At 71.2% G+C, this 26509-nt stretch carries 27 protein-coding genes and 1 tRNA gene; 11 read left to right on the top strand and 17 right to left on the bottom strand.

Annotated features, from left to right (window positions below; all coding sequences use genetic code 11):
• Positions 1 to 58: 58 nt before the first annotated feature.
• From DRV96_RS00545 to DRV96_RS00520, 6 genes are all read right to left on the bottom strand, one after another.
• Positions 59 to 655 (bottom strand): DUF6691 family protein, encoded by a 597-nt coding sequence (locus DRV96_RS00545; protein ID WP_119286503.1) that lies wholly within the window; start codon positions 653 to 655, stop codon positions 59 to 61.
• The gene (locus tag DRV96_RS00540; RefSeq protein WP_119286911.1) at positions 655 to 1206 is read right to left on the bottom strand and encodes a YeeE/YedE thiosulfate transporter family protein; all 552 of its coding nucleotides are present in this window, start codon (positions 1204 to 1206) and stop codon (positions 655 to 657) included. Before DRV96_RS00540 ends, DRV96_RS00545 begins: the two co-directional genes overlap by 1 nt.
• Positions 1207 to 1286: 80 nt before the next feature.
• The gene (gene nrfD / locus DRV96_RS00535) at positions 1287 to 2339 is read right to left on the bottom strand and encodes an NrfD/PsrC family molybdoenzyme membrane anchor subunit (RefSeq protein ID WP_119286501.1); all 1053 of its coding nucleotides are present in this window, start codon (positions 2337 to 2339) and stop codon (positions 1287 to 1289) included.
• Positions 2340 to 2348: 9 nt separating this feature from the next.
• Entirely contained in the window at positions 2349 to 2888 is a 540-nt protein-coding gene (locus DRV96_RS00530; RefSeq protein WP_119286498.1) for a 4Fe-4S dicluster domain-containing protein, read from the bottom strand.
• Between the two features lies 1 nt (position 2889).
• A complete protein-coding gene (locus tag DRV96_RS00525; RefSeq protein WP_119286496.1) occupies positions 2890 to 5097 on the bottom strand; it encodes a molybdopterin-containing oxidoreductase family protein in 2208 nt (735 codons plus the stop codon).
• Between the two features lie 191 nt (positions 5098 to 5288).
• Positions 5289 to 6908 carry a tetratricopeptide repeat protein gene (locus DRV96_RS00520; protein ID WP_119286494.1) on the bottom strand — a complete coding sequence of 540 codons (1620 nt, stop codon included), beginning with the start codon at positions 6906 to 6908 and terminating at the stop codon, positions 5289 to 5291.
• Positions 6909 to 7231: 323 nt separating this feature from the next.
• On the opposite strand from DRV96_RS00520, the gene bchC reads away from it, so the two are divergent.
• The 10 genes from bchC to DRV96_RS00470 all read left to right on the top strand — a co-directional run bounded on the left by bchC (position 7232) and on the right by DRV96_RS00470 (position 16559).
• The gene (gene bchC, locus DRV96_RS00515; RefSeq protein ID WP_235823229.1) at positions 7232 to 8239 is read left to right on the top strand and encodes a chlorophyll synthesis pathway protein BchC; all 1008 of its coding nucleotides are present in this window, start codon (positions 7232 to 7234) and stop codon (positions 8237 to 8239) included.
• Entirely contained in the window at positions 8236 to 9249 is a 1014-nt protein-coding gene (locus DRV96_RS00510; protein WP_119286490.1) for a chlorophyllide a reductase iron protein subunit X, read from the top strand. The genes bchC and DRV96_RS00510 overlap by 4 nt, the downstream gene beginning before the upstream one ends.
• Before the next feature lie 10 nt (positions 9250 to 9259).
• Complete coding sequence (gene bchY / locus DRV96_RS00505; RefSeq protein ID WP_235823228.1) at positions 9260 to 10786, top strand: chlorophyllide a reductase subunit Y; 1527 nt, start codon at positions 9260 to 9262, stop codon at positions 10784 to 10786.
• A gap of 87 nt (positions 10787 to 10873) precedes the next feature.
• Entirely contained in the window at positions 10874 to 12346 is a 1473-nt protein-coding gene (bchZ, locus tag DRV96_RS00500) for a chlorophyllide a reductase subunit Z (RefSeq protein WP_119286485.1), read from the top strand.
• Positions 12347 to 12481: 135 nt separating this feature from the next.
• Positions 12482 to 12712: a light-harvesting antenna LH1, beta subunit gene (gene pufB, locus DRV96_RS00495; RefSeq protein ID WP_119286483.1), complete on the top strand. Its 231-nt coding sequence runs from the start codon at positions 12482 to 12484 to the stop codon at positions 12710 to 12712.
• A 12-nt stretch (positions 12713 to 12724) separates the two neighbouring features.
• A complete protein-coding gene (gene pufA / locus DRV96_RS00490; protein ID WP_119286481.1) occupies positions 12725 to 12928 on the top strand; it encodes a light-harvesting antenna LH1, alpha subunit in 204 nt (67 codons plus the stop codon).
• 116 nt (positions 12929 to 13044) lie between these two features.
• The gene (gene pufL / locus DRV96_RS00485) at positions 13045 to 13869 is read left to right on the top strand and encodes a photosynthetic reaction center subunit L (RefSeq protein WP_119286909.1); all 825 of its coding nucleotides are present in this window, start codon (positions 13045 to 13047) and stop codon (positions 13867 to 13869) included.
• 29 nt (positions 13870 to 13898) lie between these two features.
• Positions 13899 to 14873: a photosynthetic reaction center subunit M gene (pufM, locus tag DRV96_RS00480; RefSeq protein ID WP_119286479.1), complete on the top strand. Its 975-nt coding sequence runs from the start codon at positions 13899 to 13901 to the stop codon at positions 14871 to 14873.
• Positions 14870 to 16243, top strand: coding sequence for a photosynthetic reaction center cytochrome PufC (gene pufC / locus DRV96_RS00475; protein ID WP_119286477.1), 1374 nt, complete (start codon positions 14870 to 14872; stop codon positions 16241 to 16243). The genes pufM and pufC overlap by 4 nt, the downstream gene beginning before the upstream one ends.
• Positions 16244 to 16256: 13 nt before the next feature.
• Positions 16257 to 16559 carry a hypothetical protein gene (locus DRV96_RS00470; protein ID WP_119286475.1) on the top strand — a complete coding sequence of 101 codons (303 nt, stop codon included), beginning with the start codon at positions 16257 to 16259 and terminating at the stop codon, positions 16557 to 16559.
• Positions 16560 to 16660: 101 nt separating this feature from the next.
• Here DRV96_RS00470 and DRV96_RS00465 read toward each other — a convergent pair whose 3' ends face one another.
• The 5 genes from DRV96_RS00465 to DRV96_RS00445 form a co-directional block, all read right to left on the bottom strand.
• A complete protein-coding gene (locus DRV96_RS00465) occupies positions 16661 to 18121 on the bottom strand; it encodes a PucC family protein (RefSeq protein ID WP_119286907.1) in 1461 nt (486 codons plus the stop codon).
• Between the two features lie 204 nt (positions 18122 to 18325).
• A complete protein-coding gene (locus DRV96_RS00460) occupies positions 18326 to 18541 on the bottom strand; it encodes a light-harvesting protein (RefSeq protein ID WP_119286472.1) in 216 nt (71 codons plus the stop codon).
• 15 nt (positions 18542 to 18556) lie between these two features.
• Positions 18557 to 18718 carry a light-harvesting antenna LH1, beta subunit gene (pufB, locus tag DRV96_RS00455; protein ID WP_210756938.1) on the bottom strand — a complete coding sequence of 54 codons (162 nt, stop codon included), beginning with the start codon at positions 18716 to 18718 and terminating at the stop codon, positions 18557 to 18559.
• A gap of 355 nt (positions 18719 to 19073) precedes the next feature.
• A tRNA-Arg gene (locus DRV96_RS00450) sits at positions 19074 to 19150 on the bottom strand.
• A gap of 42 nt (positions 19151 to 19192) precedes the next feature.
• Complete coding sequence (locus DRV96_RS00445; protein WP_119286470.1) at positions 19193 to 19885, bottom strand: glutathione binding-like protein; 693 nt, start codon at positions 19883 to 19885, stop codon at positions 19193 to 19195.
• Between the two features lie 181 nt (positions 19886 to 20066).
• Here DRV96_RS00445 and DRV96_RS00440 point away from each other — a divergent pair, with 181 nt between their 5' ends.
• The gene (locus DRV96_RS00440; RefSeq protein ID WP_162910909.1) at positions 20067 to 20639 is read left to right on the top strand and encodes a hypothetical protein; all 573 of its coding nucleotides are present in this window, start codon (positions 20067 to 20069) and stop codon (positions 20637 to 20639) included.
• Positions 20640 to 20678: 39 nt separating this feature from the next.
• Here DRV96_RS00440 and DRV96_RS00435 read toward each other — a convergent pair whose 3' ends face one another.
• The 6 genes from DRV96_RS00435 to DRV96_RS00410 all read right to left on the bottom strand — a co-directional run bounded on the left by DRV96_RS00435 (position 20679) and on the right by DRV96_RS00410 (position 26505).
• Positions 20679 to 21896, bottom strand: coding sequence for an acyl-CoA dehydrogenase (locus tag DRV96_RS00435; protein WP_119286466.1), 1218 nt, complete (start codon positions 21894 to 21896; stop codon positions 20679 to 20681).
• 23 nt (positions 21897 to 21919) lie between these two features.
• A complete protein-coding gene (locus tag DRV96_RS00430; protein WP_119286464.1) occupies positions 21920 to 23023 on the bottom strand; it encodes a phosphotransferase in 1104 nt (367 codons plus the stop codon).
• Between the two features lie 131 nt (positions 23024 to 23154).
• On the bottom strand, positions 23155 to 23859 hold the full coding sequence (locus tag DRV96_RS00425; protein WP_119286462.1) for a Crp/Fnr family transcriptional regulator: 705 nt from the start codon (positions 23857 to 23859) through the stop codon (positions 23155 to 23157).
• Between the two features lie 74 nt (positions 23860 to 23933).
• Positions 23934 to 24581, bottom strand: a complete 648-nt coding sequence (locus DRV96_RS00420) for a class I SAM-dependent methyltransferase (RefSeq protein ID WP_119286460.1) — start codon at positions 24579 to 24581, stop codon at positions 23934 to 23936.
• Entirely contained in the window at positions 24578 to 25780 is a 1203-nt protein-coding gene (locus DRV96_RS00415; protein ID WP_119286457.1) for a glycosyltransferase family protein, read from the bottom strand. Before DRV96_RS00415 ends, DRV96_RS00420 begins: the two co-directional genes overlap by 4 nt.
• Positions 25780 to 26505, bottom strand: coding sequence for a carbohydrate deacetylase (locus DRV96_RS00410; protein ID WP_162910908.1), 726 nt, complete (start codon positions 26503 to 26505; stop codon positions 25780 to 25782). Before DRV96_RS00410 ends, DRV96_RS00415 begins: the two co-directional genes overlap by 1 nt.
• Between the last annotated feature and the right edge of the window lie 4 nt (positions 26506 to 26509).

Below are 26509 nucleotides of genomic sequence, written 5' to 3'. Positions count from 1 at the left end.
GTCTCCTCTGAAGTTGAATGAACACGAGCCCCGCGGAACGCGCCTGCGGCCACGGGGGTCACGACTGCGGTCGCAGCCCCTCGAAACGGCGCTCCAGCCACGCCATGCCGCGCGCGGCGGCGAGCAGGAGCACGACGAAGCCCAGCGCCCACCAGCCCATGCCGATGCCGGTCAGCGCCGGCAGCGTCAGCTCTTCGATCGCGGTGGCCTTGTACCAGTCGTCGATCTGCGGCGTGAACTGCGCGTAGGCCCACACGCCGGCGAGCATGCCCAGCGCGAACAGCAGCCCGTCCTTGCGGCCGGTGGCGATCGCGGCCATCGACGTGCCGGGGCAGTAGCCGCCGATCACGAAGCCGGCACCGAACAGCAGCCCGCCGACGATCTGCGCCGTCCACTGCGTCTTCTCGATGTACAGCTCCGACAGGTCGAGCGCGCCGGCGCCCGACAGCACGGCCAGCCCGACCATCGCGGTGACGACGGCGGTGAACATCACCTTCACGACGGCCATGTCGTACAGGTAGAACACGGCGGTGAGCTTGCGCGCGCTGCCGAAGCCGGCGCGCTCGAGCGCGAAGCCGAAGCCCAGGCCGAGCACGAGCGCGATGCCGAGATCGGCGGCGAGCGAGAACTCGTGGAACGACTCGAGCGGGAACATCACAGCCACTCCTTGCGCACGAACCACGCCAGCGCGAACGCGCCGGCGAACACGGCCAGCAGGAACACGAGGCTGCCGGCGTTGAGCACCGCGCTGCCGGTCAGCGCCTGACCGCTGGTGCAGCCCTTGGCGATCTTCGCGCCCCACGCGGCGATGAAGCCCCCGACGAAGGCGAGCGCGAGGCGCTGACCGTCGCTGATGCGCGGGCCACGCTCGATCGTGAGCCGGAAGCGGCCGCCGAGCCAGCCCGACAGCGCCGCGCCGGCGAGTGCGCCCGCGAGCAGGAACAGCGTCCAGTTCAGCAGCGGCGCGCCGTCGTTCCAGTACTTCAGGTGCACGCTGCTTTGCTCGACGAGCGCCGGCGAGACGAGGCCGGTGAGCCAGGTCGCGACGGCGGCAAAGCCGGCCGTCGCACCGAGGCCGCGGCCGGTGACGGCGTAGGTCGCGAGCAGCACCAGACCGAGAAAGACCCCGGCCACGTAGGGGTTCCAGTAGGGGCGGGCGCGCACGGCCGGCCCGGCAGGGGCGGCCGTCGCGGGTGCACGGGTCATCAGGGCGTCCATGGTGACAACAGGGTAAATACAGGGGCCCGTATGTTAGCGCCGTTGGCTGCAAGCGGCTACCCGGGCGCTCACGGCACGAGCTGCGATACCGGTACCATCGCGCTCGCCTGCCCGGCATTGACCATCACCCAGCGCAGCGTGAAGCCGCCGACGAGCACGAGCGCGGCCGGCACGATCGTGTGCGGGATGCGGTGCGACAGCTCGAGCGCCTGCCACGCGATCGGCACCAGCAGGCCGAGGCCGACGACGATGCCCCAGAACGGCAGCGCGTACGGCCCGGTCATGATCAGCTGCGCGGCGTGGGCGTGCGACGCGCTCGACGTGTGCAGGTTGATGACGAGCAGCGCGATCAGGATCAGCTCGACGACGAGGAAGACGACGTCGTAGCGGATCAGCCCGTCGACGGTGTGCTTCGGCGGCGGGTTCGGGCCGACCGCCTGGATCAGCGACGCGAACGCGCCGCCGACGGGTCCGCTCGGCGCCGGCCGGCCCGGCAGCACGGCGCTGGCCAGGTGCACCATCGCGGTACCGGCCGACAGCCCCGACAGCAGGAACAGCGGGCCGAGGACGGCGCTGTTCCACAGCGGGCGCGCGACCATCGTGTTCAGCAGGATGCCGGTATAGATGCCCAGCCCGACGCCGAGCACGATGTTCGCCGCCCCCAGCGCACGCAGGCGTGCCGGGCGGTTCGCGATCGCGTCGGACACCCGGTGCAGCACCGGCAGCCTGCGTCCGAGCCACGGCCACGCGTCGGGCAGGCGCACCAGCGCCGAGACGAGCAACACCGCGTAGACGACGATCAGGATCCACGACCCCCACGCCATCGGCGACGTGTACTGGAACGTCACGAAGATGCGCCACGCGTACCAGCGGTGCGTCAGGTCCAGGAACAGCGCGAGCATGCCGACGTTGAGCAGCATGAAGCCCAGCAGCGGCGTCTGCATCGAGAAGAAGCCGCGGCCGTCGTCGCCCCTGGCCACGCGCAGCATCGCCAGCCCGGCGAGCACCATCATGCCGGCGACCATGCCGCCGACGAACAGATACAGCGGAATCTCCCAGCTCCACACCGCCAGGTGCGGGTCGACCAGCGGGTTGTGCCGGGTCGAGGTGACTTCGAGCATGACGGCTCCTCAGGTCAGGTAATAGACGCGCGGCCGCGTGCCGGCCTCGGGCAGCAGCGTGTGGTGCGTGCGCGTGCGCAGCAGCATGTTTACCGCGCTCTTCGGGTCGTCGAGGTCGCCGAAGTGCATGCAGTGCGTCGGGCACACCGACACGCACGCGGGGTCCTTGCCCTCCTTGACACGGTGCAGGCAGAACGTGCACTTGTCGACGTAGCCCTGCGGGTGCACGAAGCGCGCGTCGTACGGGCACGCGGCGATGCACGCCTTGCAGCCGATGCACTTGTGGGCCGTGACCTGCACCGTCTTGCCGAAGTCCTCGACGTGGCTCGCGCCAGTGGGGCAGCACGTCACGCAGGGCGGGTGGTCGCAGTGGTTGCAGCGCTCGCTGCGGATCTCCATCGACAGGTTCGGGAACGTGCCGCGCACCTCCGTCTTGATCCAGTCGCGGCAGTAGCCCTGCGGCACGTCGTTCTCGGTCTGGCAGGCGACGACGCAGTCCTGGCACCCGACGCACTTGCGGGTGTCGATGACCATTCCGAAGCGGGGCATCTCAGGCCTCCTTCACGAGCGTGACGAAGTTGCCGTGGATGCTCGTCGCACCCATCAGCGGGTCGGTCTTGTAGCGGGTGTTGAGCGCGCCGGCGCTCGCCCCCCGCCCCACCGCCGACTTGAGCATCTTGTTCTTGGCGCCGAACCCGTAGACGGTGTAGACGCAGTCCTCGCGGATGCGCTGCGTCACGCGCGCGCGGATGCGGTTGCTGACGATGCCGTCCTGGTTCTTGATCCGCACGTACTCGTGGTTCTTGACGCCCAGCTTCGCCGCGGTCGCCGGGTGGACCCAGACCTCGTTCTCGGGCATCAGGTCGTGCAGCAGCGGGTTGCTCTGCGTGCGCGTGAACGTGTGGCCTGGCGCGCGACCGGTGATCAGCCGCAGGTGGCCCTCGGGTGGCGGCTCGGGCGCGGTGTACTTCGGCACCGGGTCGAATCCGGCGGCGGCGAGCTGGTCGGACCAGAACTCGACCTTGCCACTGGGCGTGTCGAACTGAAGCTGCAGCCCTTCCTCGACGGTGGTGGGCTGGTGTGGCGCCACGATCACGCCTTCCTTCTTGAACTGGTCCCAGAAGTGGCCCGACTTCTCGACCCTCGCCCTCAGGTACTCCTCGATGTCGTCGAACGGCATGCACTCGCCAATGCCCAGCCGCACCGCGAGCTGCTTGGCGATCCACCACGCCGGCTTCTGGTCGTGCGGCGGGGCCACCACCGGCTGGCGCAGCGCGGCCCAGCCGTTGCGCCCGTACCCGGTCAGCAGCTCGTCGTAGCGCTCGAGGAACGTGGTGTCGGGCAGGATCACGTCGGCCCAGCCGGCGATGTCGCTCGGCACCGTGTCGCACACGACGAGCAGGTCGAGCTTCTGCATCGCCTCGACCGTCTCGGCCGGGTTCGGCAGCGCCTCCATCAGGTTCGTCGAATAGACGAACCAGCCCTTGATCGGGTACGGCTTGCCGCTGATCGTCGCGTCGCGGATGCTCGTCGTGATGCCCTCGTCGGCGAACGGATAGCGATCGGCGTCGCCGCCGTCGGCGCGCGGCTTGTCGCTCTTCGGGTACGGCGGCAGCGGGTAGCGCTCCATCTTGATGCCCTGCGACACGTACAGCCCGCCGCGGCGCCCGTAGTTGCCCAGCAGCGCGTTGAGCAGCGCGATCGCGCGGCTGCGCTGCGTGTCGTCGCCGTACCAGTTCACGCGCCGGCCCGGGTGCACGATGCAGGCCGGGCGCCGGCTCGCGAACTCGCGCGCGGCGGCGACGATCAGCTCGGGCGGCACGTCGCACTCCTTGGACGCCCACTCGGGGGTGTAGTCCTGGACCTCGGCTGCGAACTTGTCGAAGCCGTGGCCGTGCTGCTGCACGAACGCGCGGTCGTAGCGGCCTTCGCGCACGAGCAGGCCGCACCACGCGAGCAGCAGCGCGAGGTCGGTGCCGGGCCTGACCGGCAGCCAGTACTTGGCCTTGCTCGCCGCGACCGAGAAGCGCGGGTCGACGACGATCACCGGGATGCGGCGCTCGACCGCCTGCGCGAACTCCTGCACCTGCGAGTTGTGCATGTTCTCGCCGAGGTGCGAGCCGATCAGCACGAGGCAGTCGGTGTGCTTGATGTCGGTGGGCTCGGGCGACCCGACGCCGGCACCGAAGGTCAGTGTGAAGCCGACGTCGCGCGGCCCGCGGCACTGCGCGTACGACGGCGCCGCGTAATTGATGACGCCCCAGCTGCGCAGCACGTGCTGCACGAAGCGCTGTCCGAAGCCATGGTTGAACAGCGCGACCGACTCGGGGCCGTGCTCGGCCTTGATACTGTTCATGCGCTCGGCGACGTGGTCAAGTGCCTCGTTCCAGCTCACCGCCTTCCACTGCTCGCCGCCGCGGTCGCCGACGCGCATCAGCGGCTGGCGCAGGCGATCGGGGTCGTAGTGCGCGCCGACTGCCGCGGTGCCGCGCGGGCACAGGCGGCCCATACTCTGCGGGTCGAGCGGGTTGCCCTCGAACTTCCACAACTTGCCGTCGCGCAGGTGCGCGATGCCGCCGCAGCGCCAGAAGCACATCTCGCAGAACGTCGGCACGGTGGTCACGACGCCCTTGGGCGGCGCGTGGCCCAGCGCGGCGGCGTCGCGCATCCACAGCGGCGCGGCACCGCCGACGGCGGCCGCACCGGCGGTGCCGGCCGAGATGGCGAGGAATCGGCGTCGGGTGAGGGACGAAGTCATGGTCGGGACTCGATGGCGGTGCTTCGCATCGGCCGCTCGCGCGGCGGGCAACGGGGCACACGCTATCGCGACGCCGGGCCGACGACTTGTCGAAGATCAAATCGCCGCGGCGTCGGCGCGCACCTGCCGCCGCGATCTGGCCTGCTTTTGATCCGATCGGGGTGCCGCGCCACCGCCGCGGGCGTTGCGGCTCAGCTGCGCACGCGCGGCGGCACGTCGGCGGTGGACCACGCCTGCTGAGCGCGCGCCTCGGTCTCGCGCGCCGCGTCGAGACGGTCCTGCTGCCGCTGCGCGCGCGCCATGCCGGTCAGCGACCAGCCGTTGTCGGGGTAATGGCGCAGGTCCTCGGCGAAGACGCGCTCGGCCTCGTCGGGGCGGTGGGCGTCGAGCAGCGCGGCGCCCAGCGCGTGGCGCGTCGGCGCGAGCCACAGGTGCGGTTCGTCGTACTGCAGCGCGTCCTCGACGGCGGTGGCCTCGCGCAGCAGCGCGACGGCCTGCGCGTGCTGGCCGTGCGCGCGCGCCAGGTCGGCACGCAGCGTGAGCTCGGCAATGCGCACGAGCAGCGCCGCCGCGTTGATGTTCTTCAGCCGCACGGCCGCCAGCGCCGGGTCGGCGGCGGCGCGCTGCAGCGCGTCGAGCTCGCGCGCGGCGGCGTCGGGCCGGCCCTGCCGCGCGTGCGCGGTGCCGCGCGCGTAGTGCCAGATCGCCAGCGGGTACGGCCCCGGCGCATCGGGAGGGGCCATGCCGCGCAGCAGCCGGCCCCAGGTGCCGAAGCGCACCGCGGTGAAGTACGGCAGCACGGCGTAGTGGTGCGCGATCGCCACCCCCGGGTCGCGCCCGAGCGGGCCGCACGCGGCGGGCCATGCGGCCTCGGCGGCCTCGAACGCCAGCGCGCTGCGGCCGGCCATCGCGGCGGCGGCCCACAGGAAGTGGTGGTTGTGCGCCACGTAGCCGACGCGGTAGGCGCCCTGCGCGTCGACCTGCGCGAGGTAGCGCCGGTCGGCCTCGATCGAGCGCAGGTTGGCGGCGATCGCGTCGTCGTAGCGGCCCACGCGCATGTCGATGTGCGACGGCATGTGCAGCAGGTGCCCCGAGCCGGGGTAGGCGTTGCGCAGCGCATCGGCGCTGGCAAGGGCGCGCTGCGGCTGCGCCGACGACTCCTGCAGGTGGATCCAGTAGTGGTGCGCGCCGGCGTGGTCGGGCTGCAGCCGCAGCGCCTGCTGCAGCCAGGCTTCGATCTGGGGCGTCCACGGCAGCGGCCGGCCCTGCGCGTCCCACCAGTCGTAGGGGTGCAGGTTCATCAGCGCCTCGGCGGCGAGCAGCGCGACGTCGGCACTGCGCGGGTGGCGCGCGGCGAGCGCGCGCATCGCCTCGGCATACGCCGGCTCGTCGACGCGCCCGGCGCGCGGGTGGCGCCGCGACAGCGCGTCGATCAGGCTGCGCCGCTCGGCCGACGCGCGGTGCGCGTGCCGCCGCGCCTGCGCGAGCGCGTGCAGCACGCGCGGCTCGTCGTCGGCGCGCAGGTCGGCGTTGATCGTCGGCCCGAGCGCCCACGCCAGCGCCCACCAGCAGCTCGCGCAGCGCGCGTCGAGCGCGGCGGCGGCCTCGAACGAGCGGGCCGCCTCCTGCGGGTTGAAGCCATAGGCCAGCAGCATGCCCTGGTCGAAGTAGCGGCGCACGAGCGGATCGTGCGACTCGATCGCGTGGTGGGGGCCCGCGAGGCCATCGAACAGCGGCGCCGATGGCCGCGCACGCGCGGCCCACGTCGGCCGCGTGGCGGCGAGCGCGAGGCCGAGCACGCCGCGCAGCACTTGCCGACGGCGGGGCGATGCAACCGGCGTCGATTCACGGCACCGCGCAGGCCGGCTTGCGGTTGGGGCGTCCATCGGGCGCGCGCAGTGTAGGTCCGAATCCCGCGCCGCCCGGCCCGGAAGGCGGTCTCGGCGGCGTTGGCCGAGCGGCCGGCGCGTGTCCCGATGTAGGCCGTGCGCTGGCAGCCGGGTCTGTCGCCGCAGTGCCCGCCTCAAGGAACGTCCTTCGGCGGTCTGGAGCGTCGGGCGCCGCGGGGTGTAAAGATGACTTGACACCACAAGAAGTAAGCCTAAGATGACAACGTCCACCGGCTCCCGCTGCGATGACCTCCACCCCGACGAACGCCGAGTTGCCCACGCGTATCGATCCCGCCGCCGCGGGAGCGCCCGCGATGACGGCCACGGCGGTCGTGCTCGAGCGTCCGCAGGCGCTGTCGCTGGCCCGTCTGCCACTGGATGCGCCGGGGGAGGACGACCTCGTCGTCGACATCGAGTGGAGCGGCATCAGCACCGGCACCGAACGCCTGCTGTGGAGCGGGCGCATGCCCCCGTTCCCCGGCTTGGGGTACCCGCTGGTGCCCGGCTACGAATCGGTCGGGCGCGTGCGCCAGGCGGGCAGCGCCACCGCGGTTCGCCCGGGCCAGCGCGTCTTCGTGCCCGGCGCAAGGTGCTACGGCGCGGTGCGCGGCCTGTTCGGCGGCGCCGCGTCACGCGTCGTCGTGCCGGCGGCGCGCGTCGTGCCGCTCGATGACCGGCTCGCCGAGCGCGGCGTGCTGCTCGCACTCGCCGCCACCGCGTACCACGTCAGTGCCCAGGCGGGCGGCCGGCACCCCGACCTGATCGTCGGCCACGGCGTGCTCGGCAGGTTGCTCGCGCGCATTGCGGTGGCCTGCGGCGCGAAGCCGGTGGTGTGGGAGACCCACCCCGACCGTCGCGGCGGTGCGCTCGGCTACGACGTGATCGACCCGAGCGACGACGCGCGCCGCGACTACCGCTCGATCTGCGACGCGAGCGGCGCCAAAGGCCTGCTCGACACGCTGATTGCACGCCTGGCGCCCGGCGGCGAGGTCGTGCTCGCCGGCTTCTACGACGAGCCGCTGTCGTTCGCGTTCCCGCCGGCGTTCATGCGCGAGGCGAGCCTGCGCATCGCGGCGCAGTGGCAGCCGGGGGACCTCGCGGCGGTCAAGCAGCTGGCCGAGTCGGGCGCGCTGTCGCTCGACGGCCTGATCACGCACCGCGTCGACGCACGCCAGGCCGATGCCGCCTACCGCACCGCGTTCGGCGACCCCTCGTGTCTCAAGATGGTTCTCGACTGGAGGTCCTGCCCATGAGTGCTCCGACACCGGCCACGGCCACCGTCCAGTTCAGGCAGCGCGAGCGCCTGCGCGCCGAAGCGGCCGTCGAGCCGGACGCGCCGGCCGCGGGCCCGGTGACCAAGGCCACGCAGATCATCGCGATCTACGGCAAGGGTGGCATCGGCAAGAGCTTCACGCTGGCCAACCTGAGCTACATGATGGCGCAGCAGGGCAAGAAGGTGCTGCTGATCGGCTGCGACCCGAAGAGCGACACCACGTCGCTGCTCTTCGGCGGCAAGGCCACGCCGACGATCATCGAGACGAGCGCGAAGAAGAAGCTCGCCGGCGAGCCGGTCGCGATCGGCGACGTGTGCTTCAAGCGCGACGGCGTGTTCGCGATGGAGCTCGGCGGCCCCGAGGTCGGCCGTGGCTGCGGCGGGCGCGGGATCATCCACGGCTTCGAGACGCTCGAGAAGCTCGGCTTCCACGAGTGGGGCTTCGACTACGTGCTGCTCGACTTCCTCGGCGACGTGGTCTGCGGCGGCTTCGGCCTGCCGATCGCGCGCGACATGTGCCAGAAGGTCATCGTCGTCGGCAGCAACGACCTGCAGTCGCTGTACGTGGCCAACAACGTCTGCCGCGCGGTCGAGTACTTCCGCAAGCTCGGCGGCAACGTCGGCGTCGCCGGCATGGTGATCAACAAGGACGATGGCACGGGCGAGGCGCAGGCCTTCGCGAGGAACGCCGGCATCCCGGTGCTCGCGTCGATCCCGGCGCACGAGGACATACGCCGCAAGAGCGCGGCGTACGAAATCATCGGCAAGCCCGATGGTCCGTGGGGACCGCTGTTCGTGCAGCTCGCGACCCACGTCGCCGAGGCGCCGCCGGTGCGACCGGTGCCGCAGTCGCAGGACGAGCTGCTGGCGCTGTTCTCGAGCGATGCGGTCGGCCGCGACGTCGTGCTCGAGCCGGCGACGGTGTTCGACATGATGGGCTCGACCGAGGTCACGAAGCCCTCGCTCGAAGTGATCTACGACGCTGCCTGAGGCCGTGGCCGTGGACAAGACCATCCCGATCGTCGCCAACCCCGCGGGGCTGATCGCCGACGGCCTAGGCTGCCACTCGGGCCGCGAGCAGCTCGTCGCGGCCGCCGAGGCTGCCGGCAAGAGCGAGACGCTGGAGCGCTACGCGGCGGACTACCCGAAAGGCCCGCACGACCAGCCGCAGAGCATGTGCCCGGCGTTCGGCGCGCTGCGCGTGGGGCTGCGCATGCGCCGCACGCAGACGATCCTGTCGGGGTCGGCGTGCTGCGTCTACGGCCTCACGTTCACGAGCCACTTCTACGGCGCGCGCCGCCCGGTCGGCTACGTGCCGTTCAACAGCGAGACGCTCGTCACCGGCAAGTTGTTCGAGGACATCCGCGAGGCCGTCTACGCGCAGGCCGACCCGGCGCAGCTCGACGCGATCGTGATCATCAACCTGTGCGTGCCGACCGCCAGCGGCGTGCCGCTGCAGCTGCTGCCGAAAGAGATCGACGGCGTGCGCATCATCGGCATCGACGTGCCGGGCTTCGGCGTGCCGACGCACGCCGAGGCGAAGGACGTGCTCGCCGGCGCGATGCTCAAGTACGCGCGCGCCGAGGTGATGGCGGGCCCCGTGCAGGCGCCGGCGAACGCGCGCGCCTCGGGCAAGCCCACAGTGACGCTGCTCGGCGAGATGTTCCCGGCCGACCCGGTGGGCATCGGCATGCTGCTGGCGCCGCTCGGCCTGGCCGCCGGTCCGGTGGTGCCCACGCGCGAGTGGCGCGAGCTGTATGCCGCGCTCGACGGCTCGCTGGTCGCCGCGCTGCACCCGTTCTACACCGCGAGCATCCGCGAGTTCGAGGCCGCCGGCCGGCCGGTCGTCGGCTCGGCGCCCGTCGGCCACGACGGCACCGAGGCGTGGCTGCAGGCCGTCGGCGACGCGATGAACGTGCCGCAGGCGCAGATCGACGCGGCGAAGAACCAGTGGCTGCCGGCGATCCGCGGCGCGCTGGCGAAGACGCCGATCAAGGGGCGCATCACGCTGTCGGGCTACGAAGGCTCGGAACTGCTGGTGGGCCGCCTGCTGGTCGAGAGCGGCGCCGACCTGCGCTACGTCGGCACCGCGTGCCCGCGCACGCCGTTCAGCGACGCCGACCGCCAGTGGCTCGAGGCGCATGGCGTGCGCGTGCAGTACCGCGCCTCGCTCGAGCAGGACCTTGCGGCGATGCACGAGTTCGAGCCCGACCTCGCGATCGGCACGACGCCGGTCGTTCAGGAGGCCAAGCAGCACCGCATCCCGTCGCTGTACTTCACGAACCTGATCTCGGCGCGCCCGCTGATGGGCGTGGCCGGCGCCGGCTCGCTGGCGCAGGTGATCAACGCGGCGATCGCCAACAAGGCGCGCTTCGACCAGATGAGCGAGTTCTTCGGCGACACCGGCATCGGCGACCGCGCCGGCGTGTGGGACCACACGCCGGCGCTGCGCCCCGAGTTCCGCGCCGAGGTGCGGCGGCAGACCGAGAAGGCCGCGAAGCGCCGCCAGGCCGAACAGATGATCTAGGAGACGACGACATGAGCCCCCACGCTCACTTCGTTCGCTGCCCCCCGAGGGGGCGCTCATCGCCCTTCGGGCGGGGCGAGTGCTGAGATGTACGTCCTCGACCACGATCGTGCCGGCGGCTACTGGGGCGCCGTCTACGTCTTCACGGCCATCAAGGGCCTGCAGGTGGTCATCGACGGCCCGGTGGGCTGCGAGAACCTGCCGGTGACGTCGGTGCTGCACTACACCGACGCGCTGCCGCCGCACGAGCTGCCGATCGTCGTCACGGGGCTCGCCGAAGAGGAGCTCGGCCGCGACGGCACCGAAGGCGCGATGAAGCGCGCGCACTCGGTGCTCGACCCCGACCTGCCGGCCGTCGTCGTCACCGGCTCGATCGCCGAGATGATCGGCGGCGGCGTGACGCCCGAGGGCACCAACCTGCTGCGCTTCCTGCCGCGCACGATCGACGAGGACCAGTGGCAGGCCGCCAACCGCGCCATGATGTGGCTGTGGACCGAGTACGGCCCGGGCCGCAAGGTGCCGCCGCGTGAGCGCCAGGACGGCGAGAAGCCGCGCGTGAACATCATCGGCCCCTGCTACGGCACGTTCAACATGCCGAGCGACCTGGCCGAGATCCGCCGCCTCGTCGAGGGCATCGGCTGCGAGGTGAACATGGTGTTCCCGCTCGGCAGCCACCTGGCCGACGTGGCCAGGCTCGCCAACGCCGACGTCAACGTCTGCATGTACCGCGAGTTCGGCCGCCTGCTGTGCGAGGCGCTCGAGCGCCCTTACCTGCAGGCGCCGATCGGGCTGCACAGCACGACGGCGTTCCTGCGCGAACTCGGCAGGCTCACCGGTGTCGACCCCGACCCCTTCATCGAGCGCGAGAAGCACACCACGGTCAAGCCGATCTGGGACCTGTGGCGCTCCGTGACGCAGGACTTTTTCGGCACCGCGAGCTTCGCGGTGGTCGCCAACGAGACGTACACGCGCGGGCTGCGCCACTTCCTCGAAGACGAGCTCGGCCTGCCATGCCACTTCGCGGTCGCGCGCCGGCCGGGCGAGAAGACGAACAACGCCGAGGTGCGCAAGCTCGTGCACGAGAAGGCGCCGCTCGTGATGTTCGGCAGCTACAACGAGCGCATGTACCTGGCCGAGCGCGGCACGGGTGGCCGCCCCGGCATGAGCGGCGCCTACATCCCGGCGTCGTTCCCGGGCGCGATCATCCGCCGCGCCACCGGCACGCCGTTCATGGGGTACGCCGGCGCGACCTACGTCGTGCAGGAGTTCTGCAACGCGCTGTTCGATGCGCTGTTCCACATCTTGCCGCTGGGCACCGACCTCGACCGCGTCGATGCGACGCCGGCGCGCCTCGGCGAGGGCCACAGCAAGCCGTGGAACGCCGAGGCGCAGCGGCTGCTGGCCGACCTCGTGCAGCGCGAGCCGGTGCTGGTGCAGATCTCGGCGGCCAAGCGGCTGCGCGACCGCGCCGAGCGCGACGCGCAGCAGGCCGGCGAGGACACCGTCACTGCCGAACGCGTGGCGCGCGCGCAGCGCGCGCTGCAGGGAGAGCCCGCGTGAGCCGGGCGAACAGCACACCACGATTGACGCGGTTTCGGCCGCGGCAAAACCCCGGCGCGGGGGTTGCGCGCGAAAGAGGAGGGCCGCAAGGCCCGACTGGGACAGGGCCGGCAGGCCCGAACGGAGGTAAAGGAAATGGCTGACTCTCGAGAAGGCTCGCTGTCCGGGCTGACAGATGCCGAAGCCAAGGAGTTCCACGGCATCTTCATGACGAGCTTCATCATCTTCACGGTGATCGCGGTGATCGCGCACTTCCTCGCGTGGCAGTGGCGGCCCTGGCTGCCCGGCCCCGGCGGTTACGCGTCGATCATCCACGACGCCAAGGACGTCGTCACCGCGTACCTGGCGGTGGCGTTCACCGCTTAAGGAGGCACCGACATGTGGCGCATTTGGACTCTCTTCGATCCGCGCAGGACGTTGATCGCCTTGTTCACGTTCCTGTTCGTGCTGGCGCTGGTCATCCACTTCATCCTGCTGAGCACGACCCGCTTCAACTGGCTGGAGGGGGCACCGGCGAAGAAGACGGCGGAGGTGCAGACGGGCACCACGCAGGTGGCCGTGCTGCCGAGCAGCAAGCCCTAGGCCGTCGGCGGCACGAGTGGCGGCGGGGCCCGGACCGGACGTCCGGCCCCGCACGCCGACGCCAGCGAACCGGCGCAGGCCGCCGCGGCGCGGCCTCATGAAACGGGGATGTGATCATGGCCATGCTCAGCTTTGAACGAAAGTACCGCGTGCGCGGCGGCACCCTGATCGGGGGCGACCTGTTCGACTTCTGGGTCGGGCCGTTCTACGTGGGCTTCTTCGGCGTCACCACGATCTTCTTCTCGCTGGTGGGGACGCTGCTCATCGTCTGGGGCGCCTCGCAGGGGCCGACGTGGAACCTGTGGCAGATCAGCATCGCCCCGCCCGACCTGAAATACGGGCTCGGCTTCGCGCCGCTGATGGAAGGCGGCCTGTGGCAGCTGATCACGGTGTGCGCAATCGGCGCCTTCGTCTCGTGGATGCTGCGCGAGGTCGAGATCTGCCGCAAGCTCGGCATCGGCTACCACGTGCCGTTTGCGTTCGGCGTCGCGATCTTCGCGTACGTGACGCTGGTCGTGTTCCGGCCGCTGCTGCTGGGTGCCTGGGGGCACGGCTTCCCGTACGGCATCTTCAGCCACCTCGACTGGGTGTCGAACGTCGGCTACCAATACCTGCACTTCCACTACAACCCGGCGCACATGCTCGCGATCACGTTCTTCTTCACGACGACGTTCGCGCTGTCGCTGCACGGCGGCCTGATCCTGTCGGTGACGAATCCGAAGAAGGGCGAGCCGCTGAAGAACGCCGAGCACGAGAACACCTTCTTCCGCGACGCGATCGGCTACTCGATCGGTGCGCTGGGCATCCACCGCCTCGGGCTGTTCCTGGCGCTGTCGGCCGGGTTCTGGAGCGCGGTGTGCATCATCATCAGCGGACCGTTCTGGACCCGCGGCTGGCCCGAGTGGTGGAACTGGTGGCTGAACCTGCCCATCTGGCAATGACGCCGCCCACACCCTGAGGAGCAAGGACCATGGCCTTCGAGTACCAGAACCTCTTCACGCGGGTGCAGGCGCACGCCCCGTCGTACATGGGCGTGCCGCACGACCGCGGCCAGGCCGACCGCCTCGGCAAGCCGTTCCACGCGAAGCTGCTGGGCTTCTTCGGCGACGCGCAGATCGGCCCGTTCTACCTTGGCTTCTACGGGCTGGCGTCGATCATCTGCGGCTTCATCGCGATCGAGATCATCGGCCTGAACATGCTGGCCTCGGTCAACTGGGATCCGCGCGAGTTCCTGCGCCAGCTGCCGTGGCTCGCGCTCGAGCCGCCGCCGCCCCAGTACGGGCTGAGCCTGCCGCCGCTCAACGAGGGTGGCTGGTGGCTGATGGCGGGCTTTTTCCTGACCGCGTCGATCCTGCTGTGGTGGGTGCGCATGTACCGGCGCGCACGTGCGCTCGGGCTGGGCACGCACATCGCGTGGGCCTTCGCCGCGGCGATCTGGCTGTACCTGGTGCTCGGCTTCATCCGTCCGCTGCTGATGGGCAGCTGGTCCGAGGCGGTGCCGTTCGGCATCTTCCCGCACCTGGACTGGACCGCCGCGTTCAGCATCCGCTACGGCAACCTGTTCTACAACCCGTTCCACGCGCTGTCGATCGCGTTCCTCTACGGCTCGACGCTGCTGTTCGCGATGCACGGCGCGACGATCTTGGCCGTCAGCCGCTTCGGCGGCGAGCGCGAGATCGAGCACGTCGTCGACCGCGGCACGGCGCACGAGCGCGCGGCGCTGTTCTGGCGCTGGACGATGGGCTTCAACGCGACGGCCGAGTCGATCCACCGCTGGGCGCTGTGGTTCGCGGTGCTGTGCCCGCTGACCGGCGGCATCGGCATCCTGCTGACCGGCACTGTCGTCGACAACTGGTACCTGTGGGCCGTCAAGCACGGCGTCGCACCGATGTACCCGGCCGTGTGGCCGCCCGTGTCCGACCCTGCCCTGGGAGTCACGCCATGAACGAACGCGCCACCGAGTTCTTCCTGCGCACGACACCGTGGCTGTTCGTCGCCGCTGGCGCGCTGCTGCTCGCCGGCTGCGAACGCCCGCCGATCGAGACCCGGCAGATCGGCTATCGCGGCGTCGCGATGGAGGACGTCGTCAACCCGCGCATCGCCGCGGCGAAGGCCGCCGCCAACGAGGTCCCGGCCGCGATCCCGCCGGTGCCCAGCGACGGACCGAAGGCCAAGGACGTCTACCAGAACGTCCAGGTGCTCGGCGACCTGAGCGTCGGCGAGTTCACGCGCCTGATGGTCGCGATCAGCAACTGGGTCGCGCCGCAGCAGCAGTGCGCGTACTGCCACAAGGGCGACAACTTCGCCGCCGACGACCTCTACACGAAGATCGTCTCGCGCAAGATGCTGCAGATGACGCGGCACATCAATGCGAACTGGACGCAGCACGTCGCCAACACCGGCGTCACGTGCTACACCTGCCACCGCGGCGAGCCGGTGCCTGCCAACGTGTGGTTCACGCTCGCGCCGCCGCCGCAGCACGCGCGCATGACCGGCGGCAGCGGCGAGTACGTGCAGAACAAGGCCTTCGCGGCGGTGGGCGCGACGTCGCTGCCGGCCGACCCGTTCACGCCGTACCTGCTCGACGCCGAGGCGATCCGCATCATCGGCAAGACGGCGTTGCCCACCGGCAACGACTACAGCATCCAGCACACCGAGCGCACGTACGGACTGATGATCCACATGTCCGAGTCGCTGGGCGTCAACTGCACCCACTGCCACAACTCGCGCTCGTTCGCCGAGTGGTCGGCGAGCCCGCCGCCGCGCCTGACGGCGTGGCACGGCATCCGCATGGCGCGCGAAGTCAACAACGAGTACCTGGTACCGCTGACCGACGTGTTCCCCGCCCACCGCCGCGGCGAGCTGGGCGACGTCGCGAAGATCAATTGCGCGACCTGTCACAACGGCCAGAACAAGCCGCTGGGCGGCATCAGCATGCTCAAGGATCACCCGGAGCTGATCGGCAAGGCGGTGGCGCGCGTCGCGACGCCGCCGTCGGTGCTGGCCCCCGGGCTGGCCACGCTGTACTTCGGCGTCAACTCCACCGCGCTGACCGACACCGACCAGGCCATCGTGCGCGACTTGGTGAAGACGGCTGCCGGCAAGCGGCTCGTGATCTCGGGCTACCACTCAGCCACCGGCACGCTCGAGCACAACCAGGAACTGGCCAAGCAGCGGGCGTTCGCGGTGCGCGACGCGCTGGTGGCGGCCGGCGTGCCGCAGGCGCGCGTCGAACTGCTGCGACCGCAGCGCACGCAGGCCAACGTCGCCGGCGAAGACCCGCAGGCGCGGCGCGTCGAGGTGCGCGTGCAGTGAGGCGGGCTGGACGATGCGCGCGAGCACCCCTGGCGACCCCCGCTGCAACGCCGACGCGCCGGGCGCCAGCGGCGGCGACGGCGTCGACATCCGGTCCACCCCGGCGCTGCCGGGTAGCCCACTCGCGAAGGCCGTCGTCGCGCTGGTCGGTGTGGCCGGCCTCGCGTGGGGCTACCAGTTCGGTGCGCAACTCAGCGGCCCGTGGCTCGGCGTCGCCACGGCGCTCGGCAGCGGGCTGTTCGGCGTGCTGCTGGCCGACTCGGCCATCGATGTGCTGACGCGCGCCGCCGACCGCCGCGGCAGCGCGCCGCGCTGAGCGGCTCGACGCGCGTCACCGGCGGCCAACGACGACTTCGCGGCCCCGGCGCTGCCCACGTGGCACGGCGGCGCCCATCGTCGTCGAGACCCCGGTGCGCGCTATGGCTTCGTCATGCCCGCCGACGCGACACCCGGCGCGGCGTTGCCCGAGGCCGCGGATGGGGCGGGCATCGTGCCGGCGGCCGCCACGCTGCGACGGCGGTCACCGACGAGCGCCGTCATCGCGGCGATCGTCGCCAGCAGCAACGCGATCTCGATCGCGTAGACGAACGTGTAGCCGGTCGCCTCGTGTGCCAGCGCGGCCCCGAAGCCGCCGCGCATCGCGACCGCGCCGACGGCATCGCGCAGAATGCCGCCCAGCGCGACGGCGACCCCGGCCGACGTCGCCTGCACCGCGCCCCAGGCGCCGAGCGCGAGCCCGACGTGTTCCGAGGGAGCGCGGTTCATCGTGAGGGTCAGCGTGCCGTGGCTGAAGATGCCGCCGGCGAAACCGATCAGCCCGACGCCGGCGGCGAACAGCACCACCGACGACACCGTTGCGGCCACGATCACGGCGGCGAACGCCGGGATGCCGAGCCACGCGCCGAGCGCCGACATGCGCGCCGGGTCGGCGCCGCGCCCGAGCACGTGCGACGCCCAGCCGAACCCGATCAGCCCGCCGAGCGCCAGCGTGGCCGTCAGCCACGTCGTCTGGCCGACGCTCATGCCGAGCACCTGACCGCCGTAGGGCTCGAGCAGCACGTCCTGCATCGCGAAGGCCATCGTGCCCAGTGCGATCGCCACCAGCCGGCGACGGGCACCGTCGCCTTCGATGTAGGTGCTCCATGCCTCGCGGAACGACGGCTCCTGCGTGCGCTCGGCGAAGCGGCCGCGCACGCGCGGCTCCTGCTTCCACAGCGCGATGCCGTTGAGCACCATCGTCGCCAGTGCCGCGGCCTGGATGACCTGCACGAGCCGCCCGGGCGTGAAGTCGCGCAGGTAGGCGCCGAACAGGAACGCGCTGACGATGGTGCCCAGCAGCAGCACCACGTACATCAGGCCGACGACGCGCGGCTGCGACGCCTTCGGCGCGAGGTCGGTGGCCAGCGCCAGCCCGGCGGTCTGCGTCGTGTGCAGCCCGGCGCCGACCGCGAGGAAGGCGAGGGCGGCGCCCATCTGGCCGATCCACGCCGGCCACTGGCTCGCGTTGCCGGCGCCGGAGAGCACGAGCAGCGCGAACGGCATCACCGCGAGGCCGCCGAACTGGATCAGCGTGCCCATCCAGATGAACGGCACGCGTCGCCAGCCGAGCGCCGAGCGGTGGTGGTCGGAGCGGAAGCCGACGAGGGCGCGCAACGGCGCGTACAGCACCGGCAGCGCGACCATCAGCGCGACGAGCGAGGCGCTGACGCCGAGCTCGACGATCATCACGCGGTTGAGCGTGCCCACGAGCAGCACGAGCGCCATGCCGACCGACACCTGGAACAGCGACAGGCGCAGCAGCCGCGACAGCGGCAGCTCGGGCGTCGCGGCGTCGGCGAAGGGGAGGAACGCGGGCCCGAGACGGGCCCAGCGGGACATCAGAGCGCGGCTGTAGCGGTTCACGGACGGCCCTCGACGCGATGAACGGTCGACACCTGGACGCGGTCGGACGGCATGGCTGATACAGGCGTCGCGCTCGGCAGCGCGCAGATCATGGCAGTCGCGATGCAGCCACCCGCCCACGACCCCCGCCGCGGCCGGCGGGACAGGCGTGCAGCGGGGTGGCTGCGCGTCGGACGGCTCTTACGGCTTCTCGGCCGTCACCGACGCCAAGGGTGTCGGTGGGGACTCGACCTGGGCGGCGGTCTTGGCCGGCTTGCCTTCCCAGTACGCCTTCATCCAGGTCGTGTTCATGAGGATCGACGCGTGCACCAGCAGCGCGATCACGGCCACGCTGCCCAGGAACAGCGGCAGCCCCACCGTCGGCTTGACGACGCACCAGATTTTTCCGTAGATCATGTCAGTCCTCCGCGCCTACTTCAGCCACGGGCTGTAGATGAACGCCAGCAGGTGTGCCAGTGCGGCGAACAGACCGAAGATCTGCGTGCCCTGGATGACCTTGCTGTGCAGCTCTTCCGATTCCTCTTCGGTCAGCCCCGTGGGCCAAACCCGCGTCGGATCCGATTTCAGTGCCATGTGCCCTCCTGTCAGGAAGATCGAATGTGCGTGCGCAACCCACACGCGGGTACTGCTCCGCAGCCAATGGCACCGTTGGGGTACCACTGGATGTAATGTCCATATTACAGCACAGCATGTCAAGGAGAAGTGACACACGCGCGTGGCGCGCTTGACGCGCCGCAAGCCGCGCGTCGCTCGCTGGGGTCCGGTGTGGCGCAGCGGTGACGGGGCGCGGCACGGCGCGAGGGTGCACGCGGCTGGGCGCCGGGTGTCACACGGTGACGGCAGTGGCGACTGCGGGGGGAGGGCGCGTGCGGTGCCGCGGACGTCGCCGCGTGCCGAAGGGCGCGCTCGCGCCGATGCGCGCCGACGCTGGCCTGCCCGGAGGGACTCGAACCCCCGACCTGCTGCTTAGAAGGCAGCTGCTCTATCCAGTTGAGCTACGGGCAGACGACGCGGTGATTGTCCGGGAATGCGTGGTGCCGCGCAGGATCAGCGCGCGCGGTACTGCGTCGTGCCGAACAGCGTCTCGCGTGCCTTGTCGTCGACGAGCGGCTTGCGGCGGTCGGCGAGCACCTCGACGCCGCGCTGCACCGCCGGGCGTGCGGCGATCTCGTCGAACCAGCCCTTCAGGTGCGGATAGTCGTTCCAGTCGATGCCCTGGTTCTTCCACGAGCGCAGCCAAGGGAAGATCGCGATGTCGGCAATCGTGTACTCGTCGCCGGCGATGTAGCGGTGCTTGGCGATCTGGCGGTTCATCACGCCGTACAGGCGCTTGGCCTCGTTGGTGTAGCGCTCGATCGCGTACGGGATCTTCTCGGGCGCGTACAGGCGGAAGTGGTGTGCCTGCCCGAGCATCGGCCCGACGCTGCCCATCTGGAACATCAGCCACTGCAGCACCTCGTACTTGCCGCGCACGTCGGCCGGCAGGAACTTGCTGGTCTTCGCGGCGAGGTACAGCAGGATCGCGCCCGACTCGAACATCGAGATCGGCCGGCCGTCCGGCCCGTCGGGGTCGACGATGGCCGGGATCTTGTTGTTCGGGCTGATCGCGAGGAACTCCGGTGCGAACTGGTCGCCCGCGCCGATGTCGACGGCGTGCACGCGGTACGGCAGCCCGCACTCCTCGAGCATGATGTGAACCTTGTGGCCGTTGGGCGTGGCCCACGAATACACTTCGATCATCGGTGTCCTCTCGTCGCCCGTTGGCTTCGGGCTGGGGCACGACTCTAGTGGAATGACGCCGAGATTGCTCGAAACGATCAGGCGCTGGCTGCCACGCCGGGGCGCGGACGCTCCGGTCGAGCTGACGCAATGGGCCGCCGTACGGCACTGCAGCTGCAAGGTCCGGCCCGGCGGCGCCGGCGTGCTGATCGAGAGCACGGCACCCGACGATGCGTGGCGCCTCGAATGGGGCCCGAGCCAGCGGTCCTACATCGGCGGGTCCGAGCTGCGGCTGCGCGCGGCGCTCGGCGCCGACGAGACGCTGCAGTTCGTCGTCCTGACGCGGCCGCTGATGCAGGCGCTCGAGACCGAGATCTTCGAGCAGTACACCGAGGACCTGCGCACCCGCGCCGACACCGCCACGCCCGACGAGATGCGCTGGCTGGTGCTGTACCCGAAGTTGACGTCGACGGAGCTCGGCGTGCTGCGGGACCATTTCGGCGCCGCCGGGCACCCGAAAGCGGCGCTGATGGACTGGCTCGCCGGCGAGCTGAGCGACGCCCTGGCGATGGCCGCCACCGGCTGGCTGCGCGCCGACACGCCGCTGGTGCTCGTCGTGCAGCGCGGGCGGCTGACGCTGCGCACGCCGATGCCGCAGCCGCAGGCCGCGGCCTGCGACGACGCGCTCGCGCTGTTTCGCGTCGCGCTGCGCGAGGCCCGCGCCGTCCATGCCCGCTGGGCCGCGACGGGTTCGTCCAACGCGAGCGGCGCGTAGGTGTGCCGTGCCGGGGAGGCACGGCGATCGTTCGCGGCGTCAGGCCACGTGGCGGCCGAGTTCCATCTTCGCGATCGCGTTGCGGTGCACCTCGTCGGGGCCGTCGGCGAAGCGCAGCGTGCGCACGTGCGCGTAGTACTGCGCGAGCGGGAAGTCCTGACTCAGCCCGCCGCCGCCGTGCACCTGGATCGCCCAGTCGAGCACCTGGCACGCCATCGTCGGCGCGACGACCTTGATCATCGCGATCTCGCCCTTGGCCGCCTTGTTGCCGGCGGTGTCCATCATCCACGCGGCTTTGAGCGTCAGCAGCCGCGCCTGCTCGATCATGCAGCGCGCCTCGGCGATGCGCTCCTGCGTCACCGTCTGCTGCGCGATCGGCTTGCCGAACGCGACGCGGCGCGACGCGCGCTGGCACATCATCTCGAGCGCGCGTTCCGCCAGCCCGATCGTGCGCATGCAGTGGTGGATGCGCCCCGGGCCGAGCCGCCCCTGCGCGATCTCGAAGCCGCGTCCCTCGCCGAGCAGGATGTTCGATGCCGGCACGCGCACGTTCGTGAAGTCGACCTCCATGTGCCCGTGCGGCGCGTCGTCGTAGCCGAACACCGACAGCGGCCGCAACACCCTGACCCCCGGCGTGTCGGCGGGCACCAGGACCATCGACTGCTGGCTGTGGCGCGGTGCGGCCGGGTCCGTCTTGCCCATGAAGATGTAGATCTTGCAGCGCGGGTCGCCGGCGCCGCTGGTCCACCACTTGCGGCCGTTGATCACGTAGTCGTCGCCGTCGCGCTCGATGCGCGCCTCGATGTTGGTCGCGTCCGACGACGCCACTGCGGGCTCGGTCATCGCGAAGGCGCTGCGGATCTCGCCGGCCAGCAGCGGCTCGAGCCAGCGCTTCTTCTGCTCGGGCGTGCCATAGCGCACCAGCACTTCCATGTTGCCGGTGTCGGGTGCCGAGCAGTTGAACACCTCGCTGGCCCACGGCACGCGGCCCATGATCTCCGCGAGCGGCGCGTACTCCTGGTTCATCAGGCCCGCGCCGTATTCGCTGTCGGGCAGGAAGAGGTTCCACAGCCCGGCCGCGCGCGCCTTCGGCTTGAGCTCCTCGATCACCGGCACCGGCGTCCAGCGTCGCCCGGCGCGGGTGTTCGCGTCGATCTCGTCCCAGTAGCGCTGCTCGGCCGGGTAGACGTAGGCGTCCATGAACTCGCGCACCTGGGCCTGCAGCTGCTTCGTGCGCGGGGAATAGTCGAAGTCCATCGTCGTCTCCGGTGTCGTCGTCGTCAGGCCGCGCGCTGCGCGAAGGCCCAGCCCAGTTCGGCCAGCGGCCGTGCGCCGGCCGCGGCCTGCCTCGCCTGCGTGCTCGACGCGGTGCCGTCGACGACGCGCTTGGCGATGCCCTGCAGGATCGCCGCGATGCGGAACAGGTTGTACGCGAGGTAGAAGTCCCAGTCGGCCTTCAGCGCGCGCGGGTCGCCGCGGCCGGTGCGCTCGCAGTAGCGCGCGAGGTACGCGTCCTCGTCGGGGATGCCCAGCGCCGCGAGGTCGTGGCCGCCGATGCCGCGGAACACGCCCGGCGCGATGTGCCACGCCATGCAGTGGTAGCTGAAGTCCGCCAGCGGGTGGCCCAGCGTCGACAGTTCCCAGTCGAGCACCGCGACGACGCGCGGCTCGCGCGGATGGAAGATCAGGTTGTCGAGCCGGTAGTCGCCGTGCACGATCGCGACCTGCGTCTCGTCGCGTGCCCCCGCGGGGATGTGCGCCGGCAGCCATTCGATCAGCCGGTCCATCGCGGCGATCGGCTCGGTGACCGAGGCCTGGTACTGCCTGCTCCAGCGGCCGATCTGGCGCTCGAAGTAGTTGCCCGGCTTGCCGTAGTCGGCCAGCCCGACGGCGGCCGGGTCGACGCCGTGCAGCGCCGCGATGACACGGTTCATCTCGGCGTAGATGGCGCCGCGCTCGGCCGGCGTCATGCCCGGCAGCAGCGGGTCCCACAGCACGCGCCCGTCGACGAACTCCATCACGTAGAACGCGCGGCCGATGACCGACTCGTCCTCGCACAGCAGGTGCATGCGCGCGACCGGCACGTCGGTGGCGGCCAGCGCGCGCATCACGCGGAACTCGCGCTCGATCGCGTGCGCCGACGGCAGCAGCTTGGCGGCCGGCCCCGGCTTGGCGCGCATCACGTAGGCCGCGCGCGGCGTCGTCAGCTTGTACGTCGGGTTCGACTGCCCGCCCTTGAACTGCTCGACCGACAGCGGGCCGGCGAAGCCGTCGAGGTGCGCCGCGAGGTAGGCTTCGAGCGCCGCGACGTCGATGCGGTGCTGCTCGGCCACCGGGCGCGTGCCGGTGTACGCGTCGGCGGGGGAACCCGTTTCAGCGGTCATGACCCTGCCTGACGCGCACGCGACCAACGAACCGCAAGGCTTCGAGCGGCCGCCGCGGATCCGGCTTCGCCGCTGCGCTGGTGGCGCCCCCTTGAGGGGGTGCGCCGAAGGCGCTTCGGGGGTGGTTCATTTCAGCGCTCGGCGATGGCCATCAGCTTCTCGCGTGACAGCACGACCAGCCGCGTCGGCTCGATGCGCACCGCGCCCTCGCGCTCGAAGCCCTTGAGCTCCTGGTTCACACGCTGGCGTGACGCGCCGAGCAGCTGCGCGAGGTCCTCCTGCGCGAGCTGCAGGCCGATGCGGATCTCCTCGCCCTGCGCGATGCCGTAGCTCTTGGCCAGCAGCAGCACCTGCTTGGCCAGCCGCGCGGCCAGCGGCTTGGTGTTCAGGTCCTCGATGAGGTCGAACATCAGCCGCAGCCGCCGACAGTTCAGGCGCAGCAGCGCGAGCGGCAGCTCGGGGAACTGGTCGAGCAGCTCCTTGAAGTCGGGCTTGCGCACGCACAGCAGCGTCGTGTCGCCGTGCGCATTGGCGTCGTGCGTGTGCGGCAGCCCGTCGAACAGCGAGATGTCGCCGAACCAGGTGCCCGGCTCCATGTATGACATCGTGATCTGCTTGCCCGACAGCGACACCGAGCTGATGCGCACCGCGCCGCTGGCCACGCCGCACCACATCTCGGCCGGCTGGCCGCGCGAGCCGAGCTGCACGCCGTCGCGCAGCCGGCGCACGACCGCACGCGCGAAGATGGCCTGCTGCAGTGCCGGCGAGAGCTTGGAAAACCACGGCCCCGATTCGATGTTCTGGCGTTCGGCGAGTGTAAGCACCGTGTCGTTCATGGCTTGTCCCTGAAGCGACATTGTGCGACGCCGCGCCGTGGCGGCATGGCGCCGCCGGGGCGGTCAGGGCGGCATCAGGCGGGGCGCTCGGCCAGCGTCAGCAGCGCCTCGATCTCGACGCCGTTCTTGACGCCGCGGAACATCGTCTCGTGCAGCGTCACGAAACCGGTGTTGCGGAACAGGTCGTGGTAGGTGCGGATGACCCACGGCTTGAGCAGGTAGTCGTCGGTGCCGCCGCAAGTGTTGGCCAGCAGCAGTCGCCCGCCCGGTCGCGTGCCCTCGTAGATGCAGTGCGCGAGCCACGCGACGTCGAAGAACGGGTACAGCCAGCCGAGGTAGCAGATCGTCTCGGCGAAGACGACGAGGTCCCAGCCGCCGGCCAGCCCCTGCTGCCAGTTCATCACGTTGGCGACCTCGTACTCGACGTTGGCGGCCGTCGTGCGCTCGCGCGCCCGCGCGATCGCCGGCTGCGCGATGTCGACGCCGACGACGCGCTCGCAGCGCGGCGCCAGGCGCCGCGTGAACGCGCCGGCCGCGCAGCCGATCTCGAGCGCGCGGCCGTAGCGCCGCCCCGGACCGCGGTCGGCGTCGAGCAGCGCGAGCTGCGCGTCGTACTTGGCGTGCTCGTACGGATCGGCGTCGAGGTCCCAGTGGTCGCCGTCGCGCCACAGCTGCTCGAAGTACGTGCGCGCCTGCGCGTCGGTCGTCTGGCGGTCGGTCATGGCTCGGCTCCCGGGGATTCGGCAGGCGGCTGTGCGTCCAGCGCGCGCTCGAGCAGCCGCGCGAGCACGCGGCGCGCGTCGAAGTGTGTCTCGACGAGCGCGCGCGCGGCGTCGCAGTGGTGCGCGTAGCGCGCATCGACCTCGGCCAACGCCGCGACCGCCTCGTCGAGGTCGCGGAACGCGAGAAGCCCGTCGCCGACCGGCAGGTGGCGCGAGAAGCCGGTGTCCTGCACGACGACGGGCCGCCCGCACGCCATGTAGCTGACGCTGCGCTCGCTGAACCAGCCGCTGGCGGTGCTGACGTAGCCGTGCTTGGCGACGCTGAACTCGGCCTTCGACGCGCGCAGGTAGTCCTGGTAGACCCAGGGGTCGCTGGTCAGCGCGATCGGGTCGAGCACGCGCCAGCCGAGCGCGCGCAGGCGGTCGTGCGGCGCGGTCGGGCTGCCCAGCGCGACCTCGAAGCGCGCGCCGGCGCAGCGCTGCGGCATCGCCAGCACGTGCTCCATCTCCTCGGCCTTCATGCCGAAGGTGCGCCCGCCCCAATGGCGACGGTCGTAGCTGTCCCACAGCATCACGGTGCTGAAGGCCCCGTCGGGCCGCGGCGGCGCGGGCTGCCAGCAGCGCAGCACCAGCGGCTGGCGCGTCGGCTGCCACGGCAGCCCGTCGTCGGGGACCGTGCAGCCGCTGTGGCCGATCGACTCGCCGAAGCTGAAGAACGCGGTGTGCGCGCGCGCGAAGCGCATGCGCTCGGGGTCCTGCAGGTGGTCGACCTGCGTGAACACCGGGTCGGTGTCGACGAGCACGCGGCACGGGATGCCCTCGAGCCACGGGCGCAGCGGGTTGATGCCCGAGACGTTGATCATCACGTCGGCGGTGCGGCACACCTCGGGCATCCGCTGCGCCGCCGCGCCGTGCCAGGTGCCGGTGTGCGCGTCGTGGTAGGCCCAGCGATCGCCGACGCCGGCGCGCCCGAACACGCGCTGCGTGTAGGCCAGCCCGTAGCTCGCGTCGGTGTCGACGACCTGGCGCTGCGGGTCGTAGCAGAACGGCTCGTCGGTGCTATCCTCGAGGTACCACACGTCGTGGCCGAGATCCTTCAGCCCGAGCACGTGCTGCAGGTGGTGCCACGTCGGGCCGGCCAGCGGCCCGCGCACGACATAGCCGAGCACGACGATGCGCAGGCGCGAGTTCGCGTCCATCACGCGGTGAGGCCGGCGCGTGCCGCGTCGGCGTAGGTGCAGGGCACGACGTCGCCGCGCGCCAGCCGCGCACGCACGCGCGCGTCGCACAGCGTGCGCACCTCGACGTTGCGCTCGACGCGGTACATCGTGCCGCCGAGCGGGTCGTCGGCGTCGACGAAGCCGGGGTGGCAGCCGAACTCGGTGACGCCGGGCTCGAGCGCGTCGATCAGCTCGAGCAGGCGCTCGGGCGTGATGCCCTCGGGGTACGGCGCGCCGACGCCGGTCTGGCCGTAGAAGCCGCCGAGGTAGCGCAGCGGCGGCTCGCCGCGCACCGGCACACCGAGCGCACGTGCGGCGGCGCGCACGGCGCTGCCGACCGGCTCGAGCCGGTGCACGTGCTGGTGCGTGTCGAGGTGGTCGGGGTCGCGGCCGACGAGGGCGCGGAAGCGCTCGATCTGCGCCACGATCTCGGCGGCCACCGACGCGGCGTCATCCGGCACGTGCTGGTACAGCCGCACCCAGTCGCCGTCCTTCGGGATCGACTCCCACAGGTCGATGTGCAGCCCGAGGCCGAGCGCCGGGTGTGCACGCGCGTACGCCGCGGCGGCTTCGGCGGCCGGCTGGCGCACCATCAGGCTCGCGCTGGTGACGACACCGCGCTCGAACGCCTCGACGATGCCGGCGTTGATGCCCGGCGTGAGCCCGAAGTCGTCGGCGTTGACGATGAGCCAGCGCGCGACCACGACC

The organism is Azohydromonas sediminis (genome assembly GCF_003574675.1).
Taxonomy (GTDB): domain Bacteria; phylum Pseudomonadota; class Gammaproteobacteria; order Burkholderiales; family Burkholderiaceae_C; genus Calidifontimicrobium; species Calidifontimicrobium sediminis.
The sequence above is the reverse complement of the archived record's forward strand: the minus strand, read 5'-3'. Positions and strand labels throughout refer to the sequence as shown.